The following is an 18,800-nucleotide window of genomic DNA, read 5'->3' on the forward strand; positions in this document are numbered from 1 at the left end:
AAAAAGGCGAATTACGACAGTTCGCCTTTTTTCATGTGTTGAGTTTTTGTGATTCAGATACAATCCGTTCATTATATATATTGATCCATCATTTCTTGCAATTGAGTCAAATAACTCTCTTTTAATTCATCGGGGTATTCAATTTTGATATGTTTCCCAAATGAGATCAAATAGTGAGTCATATACGATAATTCTTCTTGGTTGTATCTCCCTACAATATAAGGCGTATCATCAATGGTCTCCAATCTCATATTCGGATAATGATTCTTCAAAAACTTCTCTTTCCCTTGTTCCGTTAATCGACATTTAAAAGAGATATCATGATAGGTTTTTTTGTACTCGAGCTGCAGTGCTTTTAATTCTTCCTTCGTAAAAGTGTCTTTCGTTTCTTCTTCGATCATCATGTCCGTCATACAATCACATCTGTAGATGCCCCACTTTTTATTCTGAACATCATATGCTTCGGTGAACCAAATCCCATTTCGATAAAACAACTCAAGAAATTGTAGCCTGATCCTTTTATGTTCATATTGAGTGTATGTCATCTTCACGATTTGATCTTCCATCATTGCCTGCAATATCAAATCCAAATGATTTTGTTCACTTAATGGCGCAACATGATAGTAATGAATGACATCCAACGTCTCCGTGATCCTTTGTTTTCTCTCATCAGACATTGTAGCAAACAGTTTTTGGCGAATTTGTGAGTAAGACTTTTTAAACGGTGTTGCTGACAACAGATCTAAGGCTTTAAGAGCGAAAAAAATGGCTTGAACTTCATCTATTTGAAAATAGATCGGAACCAATGGAGATTGATTCACGAGCCGATATCCTCCATGTCTGCCATTTTCAACATAAAAAGCTAAGCCCATGGACTCTAGCTCTTCCATATCTCTTAAAGCCGTACGTTTAGAAATGCCAAATTCAGTTTCTAAATCTTTTAATTGAAATGAATATTTATCACTTAAAAAAATAAGCTCTTGGTTTAAGCGTTCTGATTTTTTCATTTGATTTTCCTTCTGAAAAAGGTGACATGTTTTGTCACCTTTATATTTTATACTCAGTTTATCAAAAGAAAAGGAGCATGCATATGAAAACATTCATTATTAACGCACACCCTGATTTCACTCATCAAGAAAGTTATTCAAACAAACTGCAAACACTATTTTTAAAGCAGTTTAAAGAAAGATTCCCTCATGAGGAGCCAACAATTTTACATTTATATGGAACTGAAATTCCTCGTATCGAAAAAGAACAGCTACTAGGTATTTGGGATAAGCAAGCATCTGAACAATCATTAACAGCTGCGGAGGAAAAAATCGCCGCTTCTTCTGCTGCTTTATTGGCTCAATTCAAAGCACATCATCGAATCGTGATTGTATCACCTGTTCATAATTTCAATGTGACGTCACGTATGAAAGATTATATAGATAATATCTTCATTGCTAGAGAAACGTTCAAATATACAGAAAATGGTTCAATTGGTCTGATGACTGACGATTATCGTGTACTTTTGCTTCAAGCAAGTGGCTCAATTTTCACAAATAACGATCGGTACACACCACTGGAATTTTCACATCATTACCTAAAAGAAATATTTCAAAACTTGATGGGGTTTCATCAATTTCATATTGTCCGGGCACAAGGAACAGCGATTTTAGATCAAAGGACTATCTTACAATCTGCATCTGATGATATGACGAAAACCTTAGATGCGTTTTATGCACCTCGTTAACCTCTATTTTTTCAAGACCCAGAACGAAAAATTTTGCTCACTTGTCATCATTCTCATTTTTTCGTTTTGGGGTGACTCCTATCTGCTAGTACAAATATTATTGATGACTAATGCTGCCGTTTCACTCGGATGGCTAAGAGGGAAATGGTGGCCATACGGAACAAAATCAACCTTCCCAAGATGTGATGGCGCAGAATAGCCTCTGTCATACTCCCCCCAAATCATGTGAAGATGATCCTTTGTGACTTCTTTAAAGTCACCTTGATCGGTTTTCAGTAATAAATGGTTAAGCTGAACCGTCGTATTTAAAATTCTAGGAGAAGTAAAGCTCTTTCTGATTTTTTCAATATAATGTTCAGGGATGCTCTCCGTGCTTTCAAACAAACCATTTCTTAACACATAACGCTCTATCAAATGAGTCGTTGCCAATCTTAATGTCCATTTGTTCAGAAATTGAGGAACATGTAGTGATTTTGCCTTTTGTTTAGCAACAGGCGGCTGAAGTAAAGTGATTGAATACTTCTTATCTATGTACTTTTGTGTCAAAGCTTCTAGAAGAATAAACGCACCGAATGAATGGCCGATTAGATGTGCACCATTCGTCGCTTTTTCTATTACTTTTTTCACTACATTTAAATAGATATCTAGAAGATGTTTCTCTCGTTTAAATGGAGAACGCCCCAAACCTGGAAGGTCCAAGATCCATACAGGTTGACCTGTTTTCTCATGAAGCTCCTGTGCTAAAGGAAATAAATCTTCTCCATCACTCAATAAACCATGTAATAAAATAAACGGCTTCCCTTCTCCTTGTAATTGGTAAAGGGTGTTATTATCGCATAATGTTCGTTTAAATAAATGTTGGTGCTCACCATTTTGAGCCATCATTCGATAATCTAGATCAGCTACTACAGCAGGGAAAAATGTCATGACACTCGTCTTCTTAAACCAATCTTCTCCCATTATTTTTTTCGCTGAGGCATTTGAAAACGTTCGTTTTGCCATAAAATTCAATCCGTCAGAAGGAATGTTTGTGAGTTTACTGACACCACTCTTCATGATAGCTTTCATCAGTGGCATTGGGACAGAGATGTTAGGTGTCTTCATATTCATACTTTCTGACATAATACTTAATAGTCCAGCAACATTCTGATCGTGCTCTTTGTCTTCAACAAGTGTATATGTTAGAATAGCCAGCTGCTCCAACTTGAAAACCTGTACAATAAACTTCGCAAACTCATCGTTTGAAATAAGTGGTAACCAATAGTCCTTACCTCCAGGAATCACCGGCATGAGCCCTCTTCGCATACTCTTTACAAGCAAACCCAATCCTGCAATTTGCTCTGTACTCCCTGTTTGACTACTACCAACGACAGTTGGCGGATTAATGACAGAAAGCGGATAACCTACTGCTGATGCCTGTTGACGAATATAAAGATCTGCTAAAAACTTTGTTCTCTCATAAGGATTTTTTATTTTCAAGTAATCGTTTCCTTCTTCAAACACGTCGATGGCAATCTTGCTATTTTGATCATCAAAGGGACTCATATAACCGACAACATGGATAAATTGCTGTAAACCCTTCGATTGATGAATACTTTTAGCTAATTCACTAATGTGTTTGGCGCCATTTAAAAAGACAGAAGCTGCCTCGTTACTGGTCGCTTGAATATCCATAGGGCCTCCTGCGTGAATGATCACATCCGTTTTCAATACCCTCTCCTGATCTTCAGGACCTAGACCCAAATCGACTTTCGTCAAATCACCTTCAACAAAGTGCATCACTCCCTCTTTTAAAATGCCTCTTTCTTGAAAAATGCGTGTTGCTTTACTTTTTGACCTTACTAAAAGAAGAATGTTCACATCCTCTTTCGCTAATTCCTCGACTAATTGCTTCCCAATAAAGCCCGTTCCACCAATTAAAAGTACTGTTTTCATATGAGGTCTCCTTTTTAGTACTAATCAGTACTAATTTGATGTAAAAAAAATGCTTCTGTTATCGAAGCAAGTTAAATAAATGATCTGCTGTTTTTGTGATGACAGTGGCATCTTTCAATGTTTCTGAAATAAATAACGCTCCTTCAAGATTTGTCATAAAAAGTGATGCCACCTCATCAATCTGAATCGAATCTCTGAATTCCCCGTTCTCTACACCTTGTTTCAGTAATAGAGAAACTTTCTCTTGTAATCCTGTGAAAAAAAGTCCTATTTTTTCTTTTATTTGTGTGGCCTTTGCAGGACTTTGAATATAAAGAGTAATAAATGGACAGCCTCCCTTATACTCTCTCGACTGAACGCCTTGTGATAATTGCTTTAAAAACAGTTGAATACGATCTTCAACTGAAAATTGGGTCTGAGACAGTACGTCATCCATTGCAGATTGATACATGTCAATCCAATAATCAACGACCCCTTCTAATAATTCTTCCTTATTAGAAAAGTGATAATACACATTAGACTTTGATACTTTGCTTACACGAACTAATTCGTCCATACTCGTATAAGCAAACCCTTTTTCTAAAAATAAAGTTGCAGCTACTTCAAGTACACGTTTTTGATTCATTAATTTTACCTTTGTCATGATTAGAACTATACAGTACTAAATTATATGTTGCAAGTATTTATGATCATTTAGAAAAGAGTTTGATGAAAAAGTTTTCTCAATGCGGTCAAACGCAAATGAGGAAACTATCAATAAGAGAGTTTCTTTTAATTATAATCTTCTCCTACCATTAAAGTACTATACTTTGTTTTAAATTTTTCATACTTTCTCTCATCCTTAAATAATAAGAATGCCCCTCTGTCATCATAAATATGATAAATAAAATCTTTATTTATAAAGAATATTTCAGGATAACTACAATATTTGTCATTGAACCTCGGAGCCATACTTTTAAAATCTTGATTACATATAGCCTTGATTATTTTCTTGTACTCTATATGCTGTTTTTTTGTTTCTAAAGAATACTGAATGACTTTTCCATTCTCATCTTTAGAATTTTTTACATTGAGTCTATATTTATTAATTTTTTTTGAATACTTACTATATACTCCTATCGGCCTCTGTAATGAATGCTCGCTTCGAACAATTGTGACGACGAACAATAAATCGTTCTCCCCAAAAAGTTCATCAAATATACTTATTGCAACATTATAAACCTTATTAAAATATTGAGGATTTAAATGGCCTTGATCATTAAACTGATACATGTCTTTTTCGAGTTGAATATGAAGGCTTAGAGGTAACTCGTTAAAGGAATCATTAATTAAATCAATATTGAATTCACTTTGTAAATAATCTAGGTGAACCATATCTCATTCTCCATTCATTCTTTTATGTACAATTCTTATTTTATTCATACTCGACCACTTTTATTTAGTGTAGCTATACGCTCTCCGGATTTATTCATTAATTTGTAGTAACTTCCTCCATGAGAATTCCCTTTCCCAAAATCTCTTAAAATGGACCAACCAGATGTAGGATTTTTCCACTTTTGTCTACCTTTAACCTTCTTAGTGAAAAGAGGAATCTTAACTCCAGTATCATTCAATAAAGATTTTTTACATTTTTTTATACATAGTCAACTTAGATGTAACCAATGAAATAGAAAAAGACGAACTTAAAAAGTTCGTCTCATACACTAAAAGGTCATCTTGATCGGCACAAATTCGGCACGCTTCATCAACCTCTTATATCAATCATTTTCAACCCTCTGTATTAACCAATAGAACCTTCCATTTCAAACTTAATCAAACGGTTCATTTCAACGGCGTATTCCATTGGCAGTTCTTTTGTGAATGGCTCGATGAAGCCCATGACGATCATTTCTGTTGCTTCTTCTTCAGAAATTCCGCGGCTCATCAAGTAGAATAGCTGTTCTTCTGATACTTTTGATACCTTCGCTTCGTGCTCTAATGAAATGTTGTCGTTTAAGATTTCATTGTAAGGAATCGTATCAGATGTTGATTTGTTATCCATGATGAGTGTGTCACACTCGATGTTTGAGCGTGCACCCTCTGCTTTGCGTCCGAAGTGAACGATTCCACGGTATGTGACTTTACCGCCTTGTTTGGAAATCGATTTCGATACGATCGTTGAAGATGTGTTTGGTGCAAGGTGAATCATTTTTGCACCTGCATCTTGGTGCTGACCTTTACCTGCTAGGGCAATACTTAATGTCATACCACGAGCGCCTTCACCTTTTAAGATGACAGCTGGGTATTTCATTGTCAGCTTAGAACCGATGTTTCCATCAATCCATTCCATTGTTGCATTTTCTTCACATACTGTACGTTTCGTCACAAGGTTGAAGACGTTGTTTGCCCAGTTTTGAATCGTTGTATAACGGCAGTAGCCGCCTTTTTTGACGATGATTTCAACAACCGCACTGTGAAGTGAGTTTGTTGTGTAAACTGGAGCTGTACAACCTTCTACGTAATGCACGTGTGCGCCTTCATCAACGATGATCAGTGTACGTTCGAACTGACCCATGTTCTCAGAGTTGATTCGGAAGTATGCTTGAAGTGGTGTATCTACTTTTACGCCTTTTGGTACGTAGATGAATGAACCACCAGACCATACAGCCGAGTTAAGCGCAGCAAATTTGTTGTCAGTCGGAGGAATGACTTTTGCCCAGTGCTCACGGAAGATGTCTTCGTTCTCTTTTAATGCACTGTCTGTATCTTTAAACACAATGCCTAAATCTTCAAGATCTTGCTTCATGTTGTGATACACAACTTCAGATTCGTACTGAGCAGATACACCTGCTAAGTACTTTTGCTCTGCTTCAGGGATTCCAAGCTTATCAAAGGTTTGTTTGATTTCTTCTGGTACTTCATCCCAAGAACGCTCAGAGCGTTCTGATGGTTTTACGTAGTACGTAATTTCATCAAAGTTTAATGCATTTAAATCTCCGCCCCATTGTGGCATCGGCATGTTGTAAAAGTGCTCAAGAGATTTCAAACGGAAGTCGAGCATCCACTGAGGCTCTTCTTTCATACGAGAAATTTCTTCAACGATCTCTTTTGTCAGTCCGCGCTCTGAACGGAAAATGGAAACGTCTTTATCAGAAAAGCCGTATTTATATTCACCAACATCTGGCATTTTTTTAGCCATCCATTTTCACTCCAATCTTATGATTTGCCGTTATCTTCGGCAGATGCGCCTTTTTCAAGCGCCTTCCAGGATAATGTTGCACATTTGATGCGCGCTGGGAATTTTGCGACTCCCTGCAGCGCCTCAATGTCACCAAGATCAATGGAATCGTCGTATTCTTTTCCTAGCATCATATCGGAGAAAATCTGAGACATTTTCAAAGCTGTTTCAATATCTTTCCCTTTAATCGCCTGCGTCATCATAGAGGCAGATGCCATCGAAATCGAGCATCCTTCTCCTTCAAATTTCGCATCGATGACTTTTTCGTCTTCGATTTTCATCGTGAGACGAATGCGGTCACCACACGTTGGGTTGTTCATATCGACGACAATGCTGTCGTTTAACACACCTTTGTTTCTCGGATTTTTATAATGATCCATAATCACTTGTCTGTACAGTGTGTCTAAGTTTACATTAAAAGACATTCGTAAAATACTCCTTTGTCTTACGGAGCGCTGCCATGAGCTCGTCAATCTCCTCTTCTGTATTGTACAGATAGAAGCTTGCTCTTGCAGTCGCTGATACACCAAGCCATTTCATGAGCGGCTGTGCACAGTGATGTCCAGCACGAATGGCGACACCTTCCGTATCTAGAACAGTTGAGGCATCATGAGGATGGACGTCGTCTAAGTTAAACGTCACAAGTCCAGCTCGGTGCTGCGGTCCGTAAACCGTGGCACCTTCAAGCTCCTTAAAGCGCTCAAGTGCATAAGTCGCAAGCTGATGCTCGTAACGGCTGACTTCTTCCATTCCGATGTCATTTAAGAAATCAATCGCTTTTCCGAGCCCAATTGCTCCTGCAATAATCGGTGTTCCCGCTTCAAATTTCCACGGCAGCTCTTTCCATGTAGAATCATATAGATCCACAAAGTCGATCATTTCACCGCCAAACTCAGCAGGCTCCATATTATTCAAAAGGTCCTTCTTCCCGTAAAGAACACCAATGCCAGTCGGTCCACACATTTTATGCCCAGAGAAAGCGAAAAAGTCACAATCTAGATCCTGAACATCAATTTGCATGTGCGGGGTGCTCTGGGCACCATCGACGACGATAATTGCACCGTGATCGTGAGCAATCTTTGCGATGTCTTTAATTGGGTTGATGGTTCCTAATACGTTTGAGACATGTGTGACAGCAACGATTTTCGTTTGATGTGTGATGGTTTGCTTCACATCTTCAAGCGACAGCGTGCCGTCTTCCTGTAACGGAATATATTTCAATGTGGCGCCAGTTGCTTTTGCTGCCTGCTGCCAAGGGATGATATTCGCATGATGTTCCATATGCGTAATGACGATCTCATCGCCTTCTTTAAGGTTTGCTCTAGCATAGCTGATTGCCACTGTGTTCAGTGCTGTTGTTGTACCTCTAGTAAAAATAATCTCCTGGACAGAAGAAGCGCCAATGAATGCTCGAACTTTTTCTCTTGCACCCTCGTATGCGTCCGTTGCTCTTGTGCCAAGGGTATGAACACCCCGGTGGACGTTCGAGTTGTAAGACCGGTAATACTCATTCATTGCATCAATGACAACTCGTGGTTTTTGAGATGTCGCTGCACTGTCCAAATACACCAAATCATGTCCGTTCACTTGCTGATGAAGGATTGGAAACTGCTCACGAACGTCTTTGATATTCATTATTTTACTTTCCTTTCAATCACAGAAACGAGCTGCTTTTTAACTCCTTCAATCGGCAGTTCTTTGACGACTGGATTTAAGAAGCCATAAATGACAAGTCTTTCTGCATCTTCTTTGGAAATCCCACGGCTCATGAGGTAATAGAGTTGAATTGGATCAACACGCCCAACAGAAGCAGCGTGCCCTGCTGTTACATCATCTTCATCGATTAAAAGAATTGGGTTAGCGTCACCGCGTGCTTTCTCACTCAGCATGAGAACACGAGATTCTTGCTCCGCATTTGACTTCGTTGCGCCATGCTCGATTTTACCAATCCCGTTAAAGATAGAAGATGCTTGATCCTTCATGACACCATGCTTCAAGATATACCCTTCAGAGTTTTTACCGAAGTGGATGATGCTTGTTGTGAAGTTTTCCGTTTGATTCCCGCGGCCAACAACAACTGATTTCGTATCACCGAATGTACCGTCGCCCATAAGCTTTGTGATGTTTTCAGACACGACGTTTCCATCATTCATCAGACCAAGCGCCCATTCGATTTTACTGTCACGACCATTTGCCATACCACGTCTATTCACATAGACTGTCACACCTTCTGCAAGGTTATCCACTGCACCGTAAGTGACGCGGGCATTTGCACCCGTGAAGACTTCAGACACGATATTGAAGATCGCTTCTTCTGGTGTTGCCGTACTGATGTAGTTTTCTACATATGTCACAGCACTATGATCGTCTGCTACAACGATGACATGGTTAAACAACGTTGTTTCGTCATTTTCATGAAGATAAACGGCTTGAATTGGTGCTTCAAGCTCTACGTTTTTCGGTACATAGAGGAAAGCTCCGCCATTCACTAAAGCAGCATGTAGAGCTGTTAGTTTGTGCTCATCCACTTTCACTGCATCAGTCATGAAATATTTCTTCACTAGCTCTCCATGTTCGCGAATCGCAGTATGGATATCAGTGAAGATCACGCCTTTGTCTTTTGCTTCAGTAGAAAGAGACAAGTATGCTGGCGTTTGATCACGCTGAATATAGACTGTCTTATCTGTGTCCTCTAAATCAATAAGAGATTTCACTTCTTCAGGAAGCTCTTCTAAAGATCCAAATGGCGCACTTTCAACTGTATGCTGTTTGAAATTGGTTAAATTCCATTTTGAAATATTCGTTTTGTCAGGCTTTGGCATTGGGAGGTCTTCTGCTTTTTCAAGAGCCTGTAAGCGAAGGGAGCTCATCCATGCCGGTTCCTGATGCTTCTCGGAGAAGCTTTTGACATAATCTTGATCTACTGATAATTTCGTTTCTAATGTCATCAATAATCCTCCTAACGCTTACGCTTCTTGACCAACAGTTTCGTCTTCAATTCCTAACTCTTTTTTAATCCAGTCATAACCTTCTGCTTCTAGACGCTGCGCGAGTTCTGGTCCGCCAGATTTCACAATACGTCCTTGCATCATGACATGAACGTGATCTGGTGTGATGTAGTTCAATAGACGCTGATAGTGAGTGATCATTAAGCAGCCGAAGCTTTCGCCGCGCATTTTATTAATCCCTTTAGAAACAACTTTCAGTGCATCGATATCAAGACCAGAGTCGATTTCGTCAAGGATGGCGATTTTTGGTTCAATCATCATTAATTGAAGAATTTCGTTACGTTTTTTCTCCCCACCTGAGAAACCTTCGTTTAGGTAGCGCTGTGCCATATCTGGGTCCATTTCAAGGAATTCCATGTTTTCGTCCATTTTGCGGATGAATTTCATGAGAGAGATTTCATCGCCTTCTTCTCTGCGTGCGTTAATAGCCGAACGAAGGAAGTCTGCATTTGTTACACCACTAATTTCAGATGGATATTGCATTGCAAGGAAAAGACCCGCTTGAGCGCGCTCATCTACTTCCATTTCAAGAACATCTTCGCCATCAAGCAAAATGCTGCCTTTTGTCACTTCATACTTAGGGTGGCCCATGATAGCAGCAGATAAAGTAGATTTACCTGTACCGTTTGGTCCCATTACTGCGTGGAATTCTCCACCTTTTATTTCTAGGTTTACACCTTTTAAGATTTCTTTCCCTTCAATCTCAACGTGCAAGTCCTTAATTGTTAATGTCGAAGCAGTCATATATCGATACCTCCAAAATAATCATTATTCTCAATTTATTCTCATTCTAATTTTATAACAAATTAAAAGTGAATACAACACATTCACGACAAGCGTGAGAGGATGCTCTCAAAATTCTAACAAAAAATACAGGTAGATAAAAGGATTTATGTCGAAAAGACTGTTTTCATAAAGAAAGGGCGGGAAACTGTTCTCCCCGCCCCTTAGCTATCAATAGCCTCGTATATTCATTTTTGCGAGCTGTCTTTTCTCATCTCGATAGGACTGCTCTCGTTTAAGTTCTACTTTCATTCGTAAGTCATGGTCTCTTTCGTACTCTGCATAACTCATGCCATGAGATTGATGCATGGCCTTTTCCATCTCGGCGGTATAATCCAATCCCAGTGTACTCTGGTCCGAACAAATAATAAACCATTCCCTTCTCTGAGTGTAGCTTTATTGTATCAAAGGCATGCTGCTTCACTCAAAAAGGATATGACGCGGTATACTGGCATATTTTCTTACACACTTGGCTGAGAAGAACTCAACTCCCTGATATGGAAAAATACCACCTTATCCTTCCCTTAATGCGTCTGTCCTCCAAATTCATCAATACATTGCTGAACAACTGTGATGCCTTGACTTAGCGCAGCACCGCCGCCAAACGCTGCCGCCACACTGACGACCTCCAGCAAATTCTCTTCTGTTGCGCCTTGGTCGAGCGCTCCCTTTGTATGATAAATCATGCAATATTCATCCTGTGCATGAATGCTGATGCCAAGGGCAATCATTTGTTTTTCTTTTTGCGTTAATGAATCGCTCTGGAAGCACTGCTCCGTAAATTCATTAAATTTCTTGCCAAACACCGGCATTTTCTTCTGGAATTCACCCATTGCCGTTTTATAATCCGTCAATGATTGCTGCATCGATCCGCTCATATGTTGTTCATTCATCTTCATTCCATCCCTTCAGGTCATTTGTTCGTTTTTATTATGAGCGAGATTTGAAAAAATACACAAAAAACCTCGCTTTCATGAAAGCGAGGTTTACAAGTTGTTATTCAGATACAGGCAATACTGCACCATCATACTTTTTGTCGATGAATTCTTTGATTTTATCAGAGTGAAGAACTTCCATTAATACCTTAATCTTCTCTGATTTTTCGTCACCTTTGCGAACAGCGACGATGTTTGCATACGGGTTGTTTTTCGTTTGCTCAAGTTCGATTGAATCTTTTTTCGGATTCAATTTATTTTGGATCGCATAGTTAACGTTGATAAATACAGCGTCGCCTTCACTGTTTTCATAAGCTTTCGCTGTTAGTTCAGGAGCGATTTTTTTGAATTTTAGGTTCTTCGGATTTTCTTTGATGTTTTTGACTGTTGCGTTGATTGTATCTACTTTTGGATCAAGCTTGATCACACCAGCATTTTGTAATAGGGCAAGCATACGTCCTTGCTCAGCTACGTTGTTTGTCATGATGATCGTGCCGCCGTTTGGAATATCTTTTACTGATTTGTATTTCTTAGAGTAGATACCGAAAGGCTCAAGGTGAACGGCACCAGCACTTACTAGGTTGTAATCTTTGTTTGATTTATTTTCTTCGTTTAAGTAAGGGATATGTTGGAAAAAGTTCGCATCCACTTCTTTTTCAGCTAATGCTTTGTTGTACATTTTATAATCGCTCAGTACTTTCACTTTTAGATCGTAGCCTTTTTCTTTTAGAAGTGGTTTTGCTTCTTCAAGAATCTCGGCATGTGGTGTTTTTGAAGCTGCAACCGTGATGGTTTTGTTATCGCTTGCGTTATTTGATGAACCGCAAGCAGCTAAAATGCCTGCAAATGCTAGAAATAGTGCACTTAAAATCAATTTCTTCATGAATAATTCCTCCCTTAACGTTTATCAATTTTATTTGTAATCAAATCACCGATTATTTGAATGATAAAGACGATGATCAGAATAAACACAGTGGCTACAAGTGTGACATCTGTATTACCAGATTGGTATCCTTCTACATAAGCAAGGTCACCCAGTCCGCCTGCTCCAATTGCTCCTGCAATCGCAGTAGAGCCAATCAGAGCAATCGCTGTTACAGTAATTCCTGAAATAAGGGCTGGCAGTGATTCTGGCAGCAATACTTTGAAAATAATGGTCGACGTTTTTGCTCCCATAGATCTTGCTGCTTCAATGACTCCTTTGTCTACTTCACGCAGTGCAATTTCAACAAGACGTGCGTAGAAAGGGGCTGAGCCAATGACAAGGGCTGGTAATGCTGCATTTGGACCTAATATCGTGCCCATAATTAGTTTAGTAAATCCTAATAATAGAATGATTAATATGATAAAGGGAATCGATCTGAAAATGTTGACTACTGCGCCGATGACAGCATTAATTGGTTTGTTTTCCCACAAACCGCCTTTACTTGTCAAAAAGAGCAACAGCCCAAGGATGATGCCGATAGCAAAAGCAAACGCTAATGCAATGAGTGTCATATAGACCGTTTCACCCGTCGCGTTCCAAATAACCTCTAGATCAACGTTCGGAAACCATTTCTCAAACATGTGTCATCACCTCGATTTCAACCTGTTTGCTTTGGATATAGGCGATGGCTTTTTTAACTTCGTTCTCGTCTCCATTAATATGGATAAAGAGTGTTCCAAACGCGCCTTCCTGCGTTTGAGAAATCTTTCCTTGCAGGATGTTCACATCGACCTTGAAGGATCGAATGATTTCCGTGATCAGCGGCTGTTCGGCAGAATCTCCGATAAAGGACAACCGGACGACCTGACCTTCTTTTACTCTCTCTAGGACGTGCTCGATCGTTTCTTTTGCTTCTTCTGGTTCAGCAAGCTGTTTCACGAATCGTTTCGTCATTTCTTCTTTCGGCTGTCTGAAGACACGTAATACTTCGCCTTCTTCGACAATACGGCCATTCTCCATCACTGCCACACGGTGACAAATTTTGCGAATGACGTGCATTTCGTGTGTGATCAATACAATGGTGAGTCCTAGTCGTTTATTAATATCGGCTAAAAGCTCAAGGATGGAATCCGTTGTTTGTGGATCAAGCGCAGAAGTGGCTTCGTCACATAGCAGAACTTTTGGGTCATTCGCTAATGCTCTCGCAATCCCTACACGCTGCTTTTGCCCGCCGCTGAGCTGAGAAGGATATGCATTTTCTTTTCCTTCTAAACCGACCAATTTAATCAGTTCGTTTGCACGAGCTCTCCGTTTTGACGTTGGTACACCTGCGATCTCGAGCGGGAACATAATATTTTGTCTCACTGTTCTTGACCAGAGCAAGTTAAAGTGCTGGAAAATCATGCTGATTTCTTGTCTTGCTTTCCGAAGTTTCGCATTCGATACTTCATTGATCCGGTTGCCTGCCACTTCAACGATTCCTTCTGTTGGCAACTCCAGACCGTTTAATAGGCGAATCAGGGAGCTTTTCCCAGCGCCGCTATACCCGATAATTCCGAATATTTCACCTTTATCGATATCCAAGTTGACGTCTTTCACGGCATCAACATTTCCGCTTTTTGAATGATACGTTTTTGATACATTCTGTAAATGGATCACAGTCTGTTCACCTGCTTTCTTGCTGAATCTATAGGTTGCCATCACATACGTTCATTTATTCTTCCGACTGTTATGACTCTAGCCTGACGCAAGGTCAGTAAAAAAGACCTAACTGCAACGCAAGCAGAAAGGCCTTTTATATCAAATACGCCTTTCTCTCATCTTTCAAAGCGTTGCGGCTTTGAGTGAATTGGCACCAATTTCAGCTATGCTGACGGTTGCCGGGTTTCATAGGGCACGTCCCTCCACCTCTCTTAATAAGAGAAAATATGTTGTTTTATGTGATGTTCATGTTTTTACTAACGTAGAATATCATGCTATCTGAGATATGTCAACGCTGTAAATCGCTAATTTCCAAGTAAACGACTACGTTATCATTTTTCGAAAAAAACCGTTCGTCAGCCAAAGTACCGCTTCTAGTCTAAGAAGTGCTCGAAATGAGCCTTTCACTTTCACTTGTCCTCTGCTGATCAGCTGCTGTAAGGACATGTCTCCATCTAATAATTGCAAAATCTCTTTTCGCTCACCATAAAAGATGAGATCCGATAACTCAATTGCAGGTAGTTTCTTCACTTCACCACGTTCATCCACAATCAATGTACAAGAGTCCGTTTCCGCCTCAAATGTAATCTTCAAGGATGATGATGAGAGCAGCGGCTTTAACAATAATCGCTGCCCTGCACTTCCATGGGCTTTCACATTTTCCACATGTATAACCTCCCTGTCATTTGGTTATACATAACATTTCTCTACAAACATCGGCTTGTCCTTTATAAATAGCTCGACAAATTTTCAAATGAATTGCTTGAAATATGACAAAAAACCGCTTTATTTAGCGGTTTCAATCATTTCGTGAAGATATGGAACGGAGTGAAAGGCATAGCCTTTTTGCACGATTTCACCCTCTTTAAACAGGAGAAAGCAAGGGACACTTTCGATCTCAAATGCTTTTGCAAAGCCTGGTGAGTAGTTTAAATTGTTTTCGTAAAATGGTACATCCGGCTGCATGGCGTCTACGACTGCCAGCATTTTCTTTGCCAGCTGGCATGTTCCGCAAAACGGTGTATATAAGTATAAAAGAAATAAATCGTCCTCTATCTCTTTGAATTCGTGTTCTTCAATCTCTTTCATAATACGTCCACCCTCATAAATATTTCGAATGAACATCAATGTTTGCAGCTAATAGAATAGATGCAATATGGGCTGATGGTGAAGCGGCCACTTCGCGGTACGTTCTGTCGACAAAAAGATGCAGTGCTTCAGGGAATTCTTTTCGAAATTGCTTCCGCAGTTTGTCGCCAGCATCGTCACTGTCTGCTAATATGTAAACGTCTTTCCCGAATAAATCGTCCACAAGCTGATCCAGCTTCGATGTACTGATCGTGCCATTGGTGCAAATGATGGTAACAGGTTCACTTATGACTTCTTTTAGCTTCTGTTTATCTGATTTACCTTCTACAATGATGACCTTTTCTATCTCGACATTCATCACGATCACCCGGCCCTTTTGACGTTGATTCACTTCTTCCTTAGATTACAATCTTTCATTCAGGTTGTAAAGATTGAGCAATTGATCAACAAAAAGACTGCAGCACTCACTGCAGCCTTATCTGTGATCAGCACCAGCCATTTTCATCGTCACAGTCTACATATTTTTCAGTCCCATGGGTCAACGTATCTGACAGACGATAAAAACGGTTTTGATCATAGGAATAACCTGATTTTAATTCATATTGATTTTCACTAATCATCGTGCCAATCTCTTCGTTTTGATGGTAAAGCACCATGCCGCTCTCTTTGAATCGTCCCGTGACATGCTCTGTTATATCCACCTGTTCTTTTTGAAAAGACAAATTGGACACCCCCCATATAGGTAGAGTGTCCAATTTCACATGAATTAGTCTTCTTTTGTCATTTCTTCATATTGCTCAGCTGTCATTAAGTTCTCGATTTCAGATGTATCCGCTGGCTCTACTACGATCATCCAAGCTTTTTCGTATGGAGAGTCGTTGACGAACTCTGGGCTGTCATCAAGCTCATCGTTTACTTCAACGATTGTGCCGTTAATCGGTGCGTATAGTTCAGAAACTGTTTTGACTGATTCTACACTTCCGAAAGGCTCGTCCGCTGTAATTTTGTCTCCTACTTCAGGAAGCTCAACGAACACGATATCGCCTAGCTCAGATTGAGCAAAATGCGTAATACCGATACGCACCTTATCTCCTTCTACTTTGACCCATTCGTGTTCTTCTGAATAACGTAAATCTTTTGGTGTGCTCATTTCATACCCTCCAGTCTTTTCTTACAATCTATATTGAAGATACCACAATCTGAATGAAAGTTACATCATTTCCAGACGCTTTTAAATGTATCTTCATTAAATCCAACTGTCACTCGTTTGCCGTCTGTTGTAATTGGACGCTTGATTAGCATTCCGTTAGAAGCAAGTAATTCAAGCTGCTCGTCCTCTGACATTGCAGGAAGTTTATCTTTCAGCTGCAGCTCTCTGTATTTCTGACCGCTCGTATTAAAAAATTTCTTCAGCTCTAAACCGCTTTTTTCGTAAAGGGCTTTTAATGTGTCTTTATCAGGCGTCTCTTCGACGATATGTATGCTGTTGATGTCTTTATTGTGTTCTTCCAGCCATTTCTTTGCTTTTCGGCATGTACCGCAAGATGGGTATTCGTAAAAATCTAAAGCCACCATTTTCACCTCCTGCAAATAGTGACAACATTTTATCACAAAACATATGAAAAACCTAAATGTATGCTTACAAAAAGGTGCGACATGATATCCGCACCTTTTAAGCCAGCTTATACGATATATTTCTCTGCTTCAAAGATTCGTTTCGCCACTTCGCGCTTTTTGGCGATGACATTCATTGGCGTGAATCTTGTCAGCTTGCGAAGGGCTGACAGACTCATACGGAGTGAATCTCCTTCTTCCATGGCAATCAATGATTCTTTCGCATGAGCTTCAATCTTTAAAAAGGCTTCCTGTGTGAAAATTTGTGTATACGCCAGCTTTTGTGCATTTTTTTCTGCGCCTGATGCAGCGATTGCTTTTTCCGTACGCAAGACCGCCGACTCAGCAGCAAAGAGTTCATTGACGATATCTGCTATATTCACAAGGATTTCTTGCTCTTTATCTAATGCTTTTCCATACTTCATCGCCGCCATTCCAGATACCATTAAGGCGATCTTTTTCGCATGGGCAAGTAAGTATTTCTCTTGATCAAGCGGCTGATCACCCGGCTCTTCCGGCATCATCATCATCAGCTCTTCCTGCAGGGTTTGCGCTTTTTGAAGAAGCGGAAGCTCTCCTTTCATCGCTTTCTTCAAGAATGTGCCTGGCACAAGCAATCGGTTAATTTCGTTCGTTCCTTCAAAAATACGGTTAATTCGTGAGTCGCGATAGGCTCTTTCGACTTCGTATTCTTGCATGAAACCATATCCGCCGTGAATCTGCACACCTTCATCCACAATGTAATCGAGCGTTTCAGAGCCAAGCACTTTACAAAGAGAGCATTCAATCGCATATTCTGCGATGGATTGCGCAATTTGTTTCCCATCCTTTTGCTCCTCGTCACTTAACAGACCCATTCTTTGTTCAAATAACCCGACTGTGCGGTATACAGCACTTTCCATGGCATAGAGCTTTGCCGACATGTTGGCTGCTTTTTCGCCAATTAAGCTAAATTGAGAAATTGGTGTTTTAAACTGCTTACGCTGATTGGCATACTCTGCCGATAATTGAATGACTCGTTTTGATGCACCGATTGTCCCTACAGCCAGCTTATAGCGTCCAATGTTTAAAATGTTAAAGGCAATGACATGACCTCTGCCTGCTTCACCAAGCAAATTCTCCTTTGGCACTTCGGCATCTTCAAGGATTAACGTTCTCGTCGAGGACCCTTTAATGCCCATCTTTTTCTCTTCAGGTCCTGTTTTGACTCCAGGAAAATCCTTTTCTACGATGAAAGCAGAGAAGTGTTCACCATCAATCTTCGCATACACGACAAACACATCGGCAAATGCGGAGTTTGTGATCCATTGTTTTTCCCCATTGAGGACATAATGCGTTCCAGCTTCATTCAGGACTGCCGTTGTTTTCGCACCTAGCGCATCAGAACCTGACCCTGGCTCTGTTAGGGCATATGCCGCAATTGTTTCTCCAGAGGCGAGTCCTGGCAGGTACTTTTCCTTTTGCGCTTGATTGCCGAACAGCACGATCGGCAAAGAACCGATCCCGACATGGGCGCCGTAAGAAAGAGAGAAGCTGCCTGCTCTTGCAAATTTTTCAGTAATGATGGCTGAGCTGATTTTATCTAGCCCAAGCCCGCCAAATTCCTCAGGAACATCCGCACCAAGCAGGCCAAGCTCTCCAGCCTTTTTTAAGAGACGAACAGAATGCTCGAACTCATGATTTTCAATTTGATCTATATGCGGAACGACATCTTGTAAAATGTAATCTTCTGTTGTTTTCCCGATCATTTGATGTTCATCAGAGAAATCCTCTGGTGTAAAGATATGCTCATAATTCGTCTCATCAATTAAGAAACTGCCACCCTTTTTTACATCTTCCATTGCTTTCATCATGTTTT

22 protein-coding genes and 1 riboswitch are annotated in these 18,800 nt (G+C 40.1%); of the genes, 1 reads left to right on the forward strand and 21 read right to left on the reverse strand.

What is annotated here, in order from left to right; all coding sequences use genetic code 11:
- Positions 1–71: 71 nt before the first annotated feature.
- On the reverse strand, positions 72–1,007 hold the full coding sequence (locus LCD32_RS14655; RefSeq protein WP_224564101.1) for a helix-turn-helix transcriptional regulator: 936 nt from the start codon (positions 1,005–1,007) through the stop codon (positions 72–74).
- An 83-nt stretch (positions 1,008–1,090) separates the two neighbouring features.
- Between LCD32_RS14655 and LCD32_RS14660 the strand changes: the two genes are divergently transcribed.
- Positions 1,091–1,735 (forward strand): FMN-dependent NADH-azoreductase, encoded by a 645-nt coding sequence (locus LCD32_RS14660; RefSeq protein WP_224564103.1) that lies wholly within the window; start codon positions 1,091–1,093, stop codon positions 1,733–1,735.
- A 78-nt stretch (positions 1,736–1,813) separates the two neighbouring features.
- On the opposite strand, the gene LCD32_RS14665 is transcribed toward LCD32_RS14660, so the two are convergent.
- The 20 genes from LCD32_RS14665 to LCD32_RS14760 form a co-directional block, all read right to left on the reverse strand.
- Positions 1,814–3,670 carry an alpha/beta fold hydrolase gene (locus LCD32_RS14665; RefSeq protein ID WP_224564105.1) on the reverse strand — a complete coding sequence of 619 codons (1,857 nt, stop codon included), beginning with the start codon at positions 3,668–3,670 and terminating at the stop codon, positions 1,814–1,816.
- Positions 3,671–3,728: 58 nt separating this feature from the next.
- Complete coding sequence (locus LCD32_RS14670; RefSeq protein WP_046526624.1) at positions 3,729–4,295, reverse strand: TetR/AcrR family transcriptional regulator; 567 nt, start codon at positions 4,293–4,295, stop codon at positions 3,729–3,731.
- A gap of 146 nt (positions 4,296–4,441) precedes the next feature.
- Complete coding sequence (locus LCD32_RS14675; protein ID WP_096881824.1) at positions 4,442–5,044, reverse strand: hypothetical protein; 603 nt, start codon at positions 5,042–5,044, stop codon at positions 4,442–4,444.
- A gap of 406 nt (positions 5,045–5,450) precedes the next feature.
- On the reverse strand, positions 5,451–6,848 hold the full coding sequence (gene sufB, locus LCD32_RS14680) for a Fe-S cluster assembly protein SufB (RefSeq protein ID WP_007500362.1): 1,398 nt from the start codon (positions 6,846–6,848) through the stop codon (positions 5,451–5,453).
- Between the two features lie 17 nt (positions 6,849–6,865).
- Positions 6,866–7,312 (reverse strand): Fe-S cluster assembly sulfur transfer protein SufU, encoded by a 447-nt coding sequence (gene sufU, locus LCD32_RS14685; protein WP_008347017.1) that lies wholly within the window; start codon positions 7,310–7,312, stop codon positions 6,866–6,868.
- The gene (locus LCD32_RS14690; RefSeq protein WP_035389339.1) at positions 7,302–8,522 is read right to left on the reverse strand and encodes a cysteine desulfurase; all 1,221 of its coding nucleotides are present in this window, start codon (positions 8,520–8,522) and stop codon (positions 7,302–7,304) included. Before LCD32_RS14690 ends, sufU begins: the two co-directional genes overlap by 11 nt.
- Complete coding sequence (sufD, locus tag LCD32_RS14695; protein ID WP_035389341.1) at positions 8,522–9,835, reverse strand: Fe-S cluster assembly protein SufD; 1,314 nt, start codon at positions 9,833–9,835, stop codon at positions 8,522–8,524. Before sufD ends, LCD32_RS14690 begins: the two co-directional genes overlap by 1 nt.
- 18 nt (positions 9,836–9,853) lie before the next feature.
- On the reverse strand, positions 9,854–10,639 hold the full coding sequence (sufC, locus tag LCD32_RS14700) for a Fe-S cluster assembly ATPase SufC (RefSeq protein WP_007500355.1): 786 nt from the start codon (positions 10,637–10,639) through the stop codon (positions 9,854–9,856).
- 210 nt (positions 10,640–10,849) lie between these two features.
- The gene (locus tag LCD32_RS14705) at positions 10,850–10,987 is read right to left on the reverse strand and encodes a hypothetical protein (protein WP_008356693.1); all 138 of its coding nucleotides are present in this window, start codon (positions 10,985–10,987) and stop codon (positions 10,850–10,852) included.
- 215 nt (positions 10,988–11,202) lie between these two features.
- Positions 11,203–11,571: a carboxymuconolactone decarboxylase family protein gene (locus tag LCD32_RS14710; protein ID WP_003212803.1), complete on the reverse strand. Its 369-nt coding sequence runs from the start codon at positions 11,569–11,571 to the stop codon at positions 11,203–11,205.
- A 103-nt stretch (positions 11,572–11,674) separates the two neighbouring features.
- Entirely contained in the window at positions 11,675–12,496 is an 822-nt protein-coding gene (gene metQ, locus LCD32_RS14715; RefSeq protein WP_007500351.1) for a methionine ABC transporter substrate-binding lipoprotein MetQ, read from the reverse strand.
- A gap of 14 nt (positions 12,497–12,510) precedes the next feature.
- Entirely contained in the window at positions 12,511–13,179 is a 669-nt protein-coding gene (locus LCD32_RS14720; RefSeq protein WP_025207943.1) for a methionine ABC transporter permease, read from the reverse strand.
- Positions 13,172–14,197: a methionine ABC transporter ATP-binding protein gene (locus LCD32_RS14725; RefSeq protein WP_008347032.1), complete on the reverse strand. Its 1,026-nt coding sequence runs from the start codon at positions 14,195–14,197 to the stop codon at positions 13,172–13,174. Before LCD32_RS14725 ends, LCD32_RS14720 begins: the two co-directional genes overlap by 8 nt.
- A gap of 155 nt (positions 14,198–14,352) precedes the next feature.
- Positions 14,353–14,461: riboswitch (SAM riboswitch) on the reverse strand.
- 102 nt (positions 14,462–14,563) lie between these two features.
- Positions 14,564–14,905, reverse strand: coding sequence for an SCP2 sterol-binding domain-containing protein (locus tag LCD32_RS14730; protein ID WP_008347033.1), 342 nt, complete (start codon positions 14,903–14,905; stop codon positions 14,564–14,566).
- Between the two features lie 120 nt (positions 14,906–15,025).
- Positions 15,026–15,328 carry a thioredoxin family protein gene (locus LCD32_RS14735; RefSeq protein ID WP_144626101.1) on the reverse strand — a complete coding sequence of 101 codons (303 nt, stop codon included), beginning with the start codon at positions 15,326–15,328 and terminating at the stop codon, positions 15,026–15,028.
- 13 nt (positions 15,329–15,341) lie between these two features.
- Positions 15,342–15,686: a toprim domain-containing protein gene (locus LCD32_RS14740; protein WP_008347035.1), complete on the reverse strand. Its 345-nt coding sequence runs from the start codon at positions 15,684–15,686 to the stop codon at positions 15,342–15,344.
- Positions 15,687–15,813: 127 nt separating this feature from the next.
- Positions 15,814–16,050 (reverse strand): YusG family protein, encoded by a 237-nt coding sequence (locus tag LCD32_RS14745; RefSeq protein WP_008347037.1) that lies wholly within the window; start codon positions 16,048–16,050, stop codon positions 15,814–15,816.
- Positions 16,051–16,094: 44 nt separating this feature from the next.
- Positions 16,095–16,478 carry a glycine cleavage system protein GcvH gene (gene gcvH, locus LCD32_RS14750; protein WP_003213614.1) on the reverse strand — a complete coding sequence of 128 codons (384 nt, stop codon included), beginning with the start codon at positions 16,476–16,478 and terminating at the stop codon, positions 16,095–16,097.
- 65 nt (positions 16,479–16,543) lie between these two features.
- Positions 16,544–16,900 carry an arsenate reductase family protein gene (locus LCD32_RS14755; RefSeq protein WP_029575395.1) on the reverse strand — a complete coding sequence of 119 codons (357 nt, stop codon included), beginning with the start codon at positions 16,898–16,900 and terminating at the stop codon, positions 16,544–16,546.
- Between the two features lie 110 nt (positions 16,901–17,010).
- Positions 17,011–18,795 carry an acyl-CoA dehydrogenase family protein gene (locus LCD32_RS14760; RefSeq protein WP_060781380.1) on the reverse strand — a complete coding sequence of 595 codons (1,785 nt, stop codon included), beginning with the start codon at positions 18,793–18,795 and terminating at the stop codon, positions 17,011–17,013.
- Between the last annotated feature and the right edge of the window lie 5 nt (positions 18,796–18,800).

It is taken from the genome of Bacillus sp. RSS_NA_20, assembly GCF_020165915.1.
Lineage (GTDB): Bacteria > Bacillota > Bacilli > Bacillales > Bacillaceae > Bacillus > Bacillus altitudinis.

What these genes read in the sequence shown, in the direction of transcription:
- LCD32_RS14655 (WP_224564101.1), bottom strand. Translation starts at nt 1,007, where the DNA reads ATGAAAAAATCAGAACGCTTAAACCAAGAGCTTATTTTTTTAAGTGAT.
- LCD32_RS14660 (WP_224564103.1), top strand. Translation starts at nt 1,091, where the DNA reads ATGAAAACATTCATTATTAACGCACACCCTGATTTCACTCATCAAGAA.
- LCD32_RS14665 (WP_224564105.1), bottom strand. Translation starts at nt 3,670, where the DNA reads ATGAAAACAGTACTTTTAATTGGTGGAACGGGCTTTATTGGGAAGCAA.
- LCD32_RS14670 (WP_046526624.1), bottom strand. Translation starts at nt 4,295, where the DNA reads ATGAATCAAAAACGTGTACTTGAAGTAGCTGCAACTTTATTTTTAGAA.
- LCD32_RS14675 (WP_096881824.1), bottom strand. Translation starts at nt 5,044, where the DNA reads ATGGTTCACCTAGATTATTTACAAAGTGAATTCAATATTGATTTAATT.
- sufB (WP_007500362.1), bottom strand. Translation starts at nt 6,848, where the DNA reads ATGGCTAAAAAAATGCCAGATGTTGGTGAATATAAATACGGCTTTTCT.
- sufU (WP_008347017.1), bottom strand. Translation starts at nt 7,312, where the DNA reads ATGTCTTTTAATGTAAACTTAGACACACTGTACAGACAAGTGATTATG.
- LCD32_RS14690 (WP_035389339.1), bottom strand. Translation starts at nt 8,522, where the DNA reads ATGAATATCAAAGACGTTCGTGAGCAGTTTCCAATCCTTCATCAGCAA.
- sufD (WP_035389341.1), bottom strand. Translation starts at nt 9,835, where the DNA reads ATGACATTAGAAACGAAATTATCAGTAGATCAAGATTATGTCAAAAGC.
- sufC (WP_007500355.1), bottom strand. Translation starts at nt 10,639, where the DNA reads ATGACTGCTTCGACATTAACAATTAAGGACTTGCACGTTGAGATTGAA.
- LCD32_RS14705 (WP_008356693.1), bottom strand. Translation starts at nt 10,987, where the DNA reads ATGCATCAATCTCATGGCATGAGTTATGCAGAGTACGAAAGAGACCAT.
- LCD32_RS14710 (WP_003212803.1), bottom strand. Translation starts at nt 11,571, where the DNA reads ATGAATGAACAACATATGAGCGGATCGATGCAGCAATCATTGACGGAT.
- metQ (WP_007500351.1), bottom strand. Translation starts at nt 12,496, where the DNA reads ATGAAGAAATTGATTTTAAGTGCACTATTTCTAGCATTTGCAGGCATT.
- LCD32_RS14720 (WP_025207943.1), bottom strand. Translation starts at nt 13,179, where the DNA reads ATGTTTGAGAAATGGTTTCCGAACGTTGATCTAGAGGTTATTTGGAAC.
- LCD32_RS14735 (WP_144626101.1), bottom strand. Translation starts at nt 15,328, where the DNA reads ATGAAAGAGATTGAAGAACACGAATTCAAAGAGATAGAGGACGATTTA.
- LCD32_RS14740 (WP_008347035.1), bottom strand. Translation starts at nt 15,686, where the DNA reads ATGAATGTCGAGATAGAAAAGGTCATCATTGTAGAAGGTAAATCAGAT.
- gcvH (WP_003213614.1), bottom strand. Translation starts at nt 16,478, where the DNA reads ATGAGCACACCAAAAGATTTACGTTATTCAGAAGAACACGAATGGGTC.
- LCD32_RS14760 (WP_060781380.1), bottom strand. Translation starts at nt 18,795, where the DNA reads ATGATGAAAGCAATGGAAGATGTAAAAAAGGGTGGCAGTTTCTTAATT.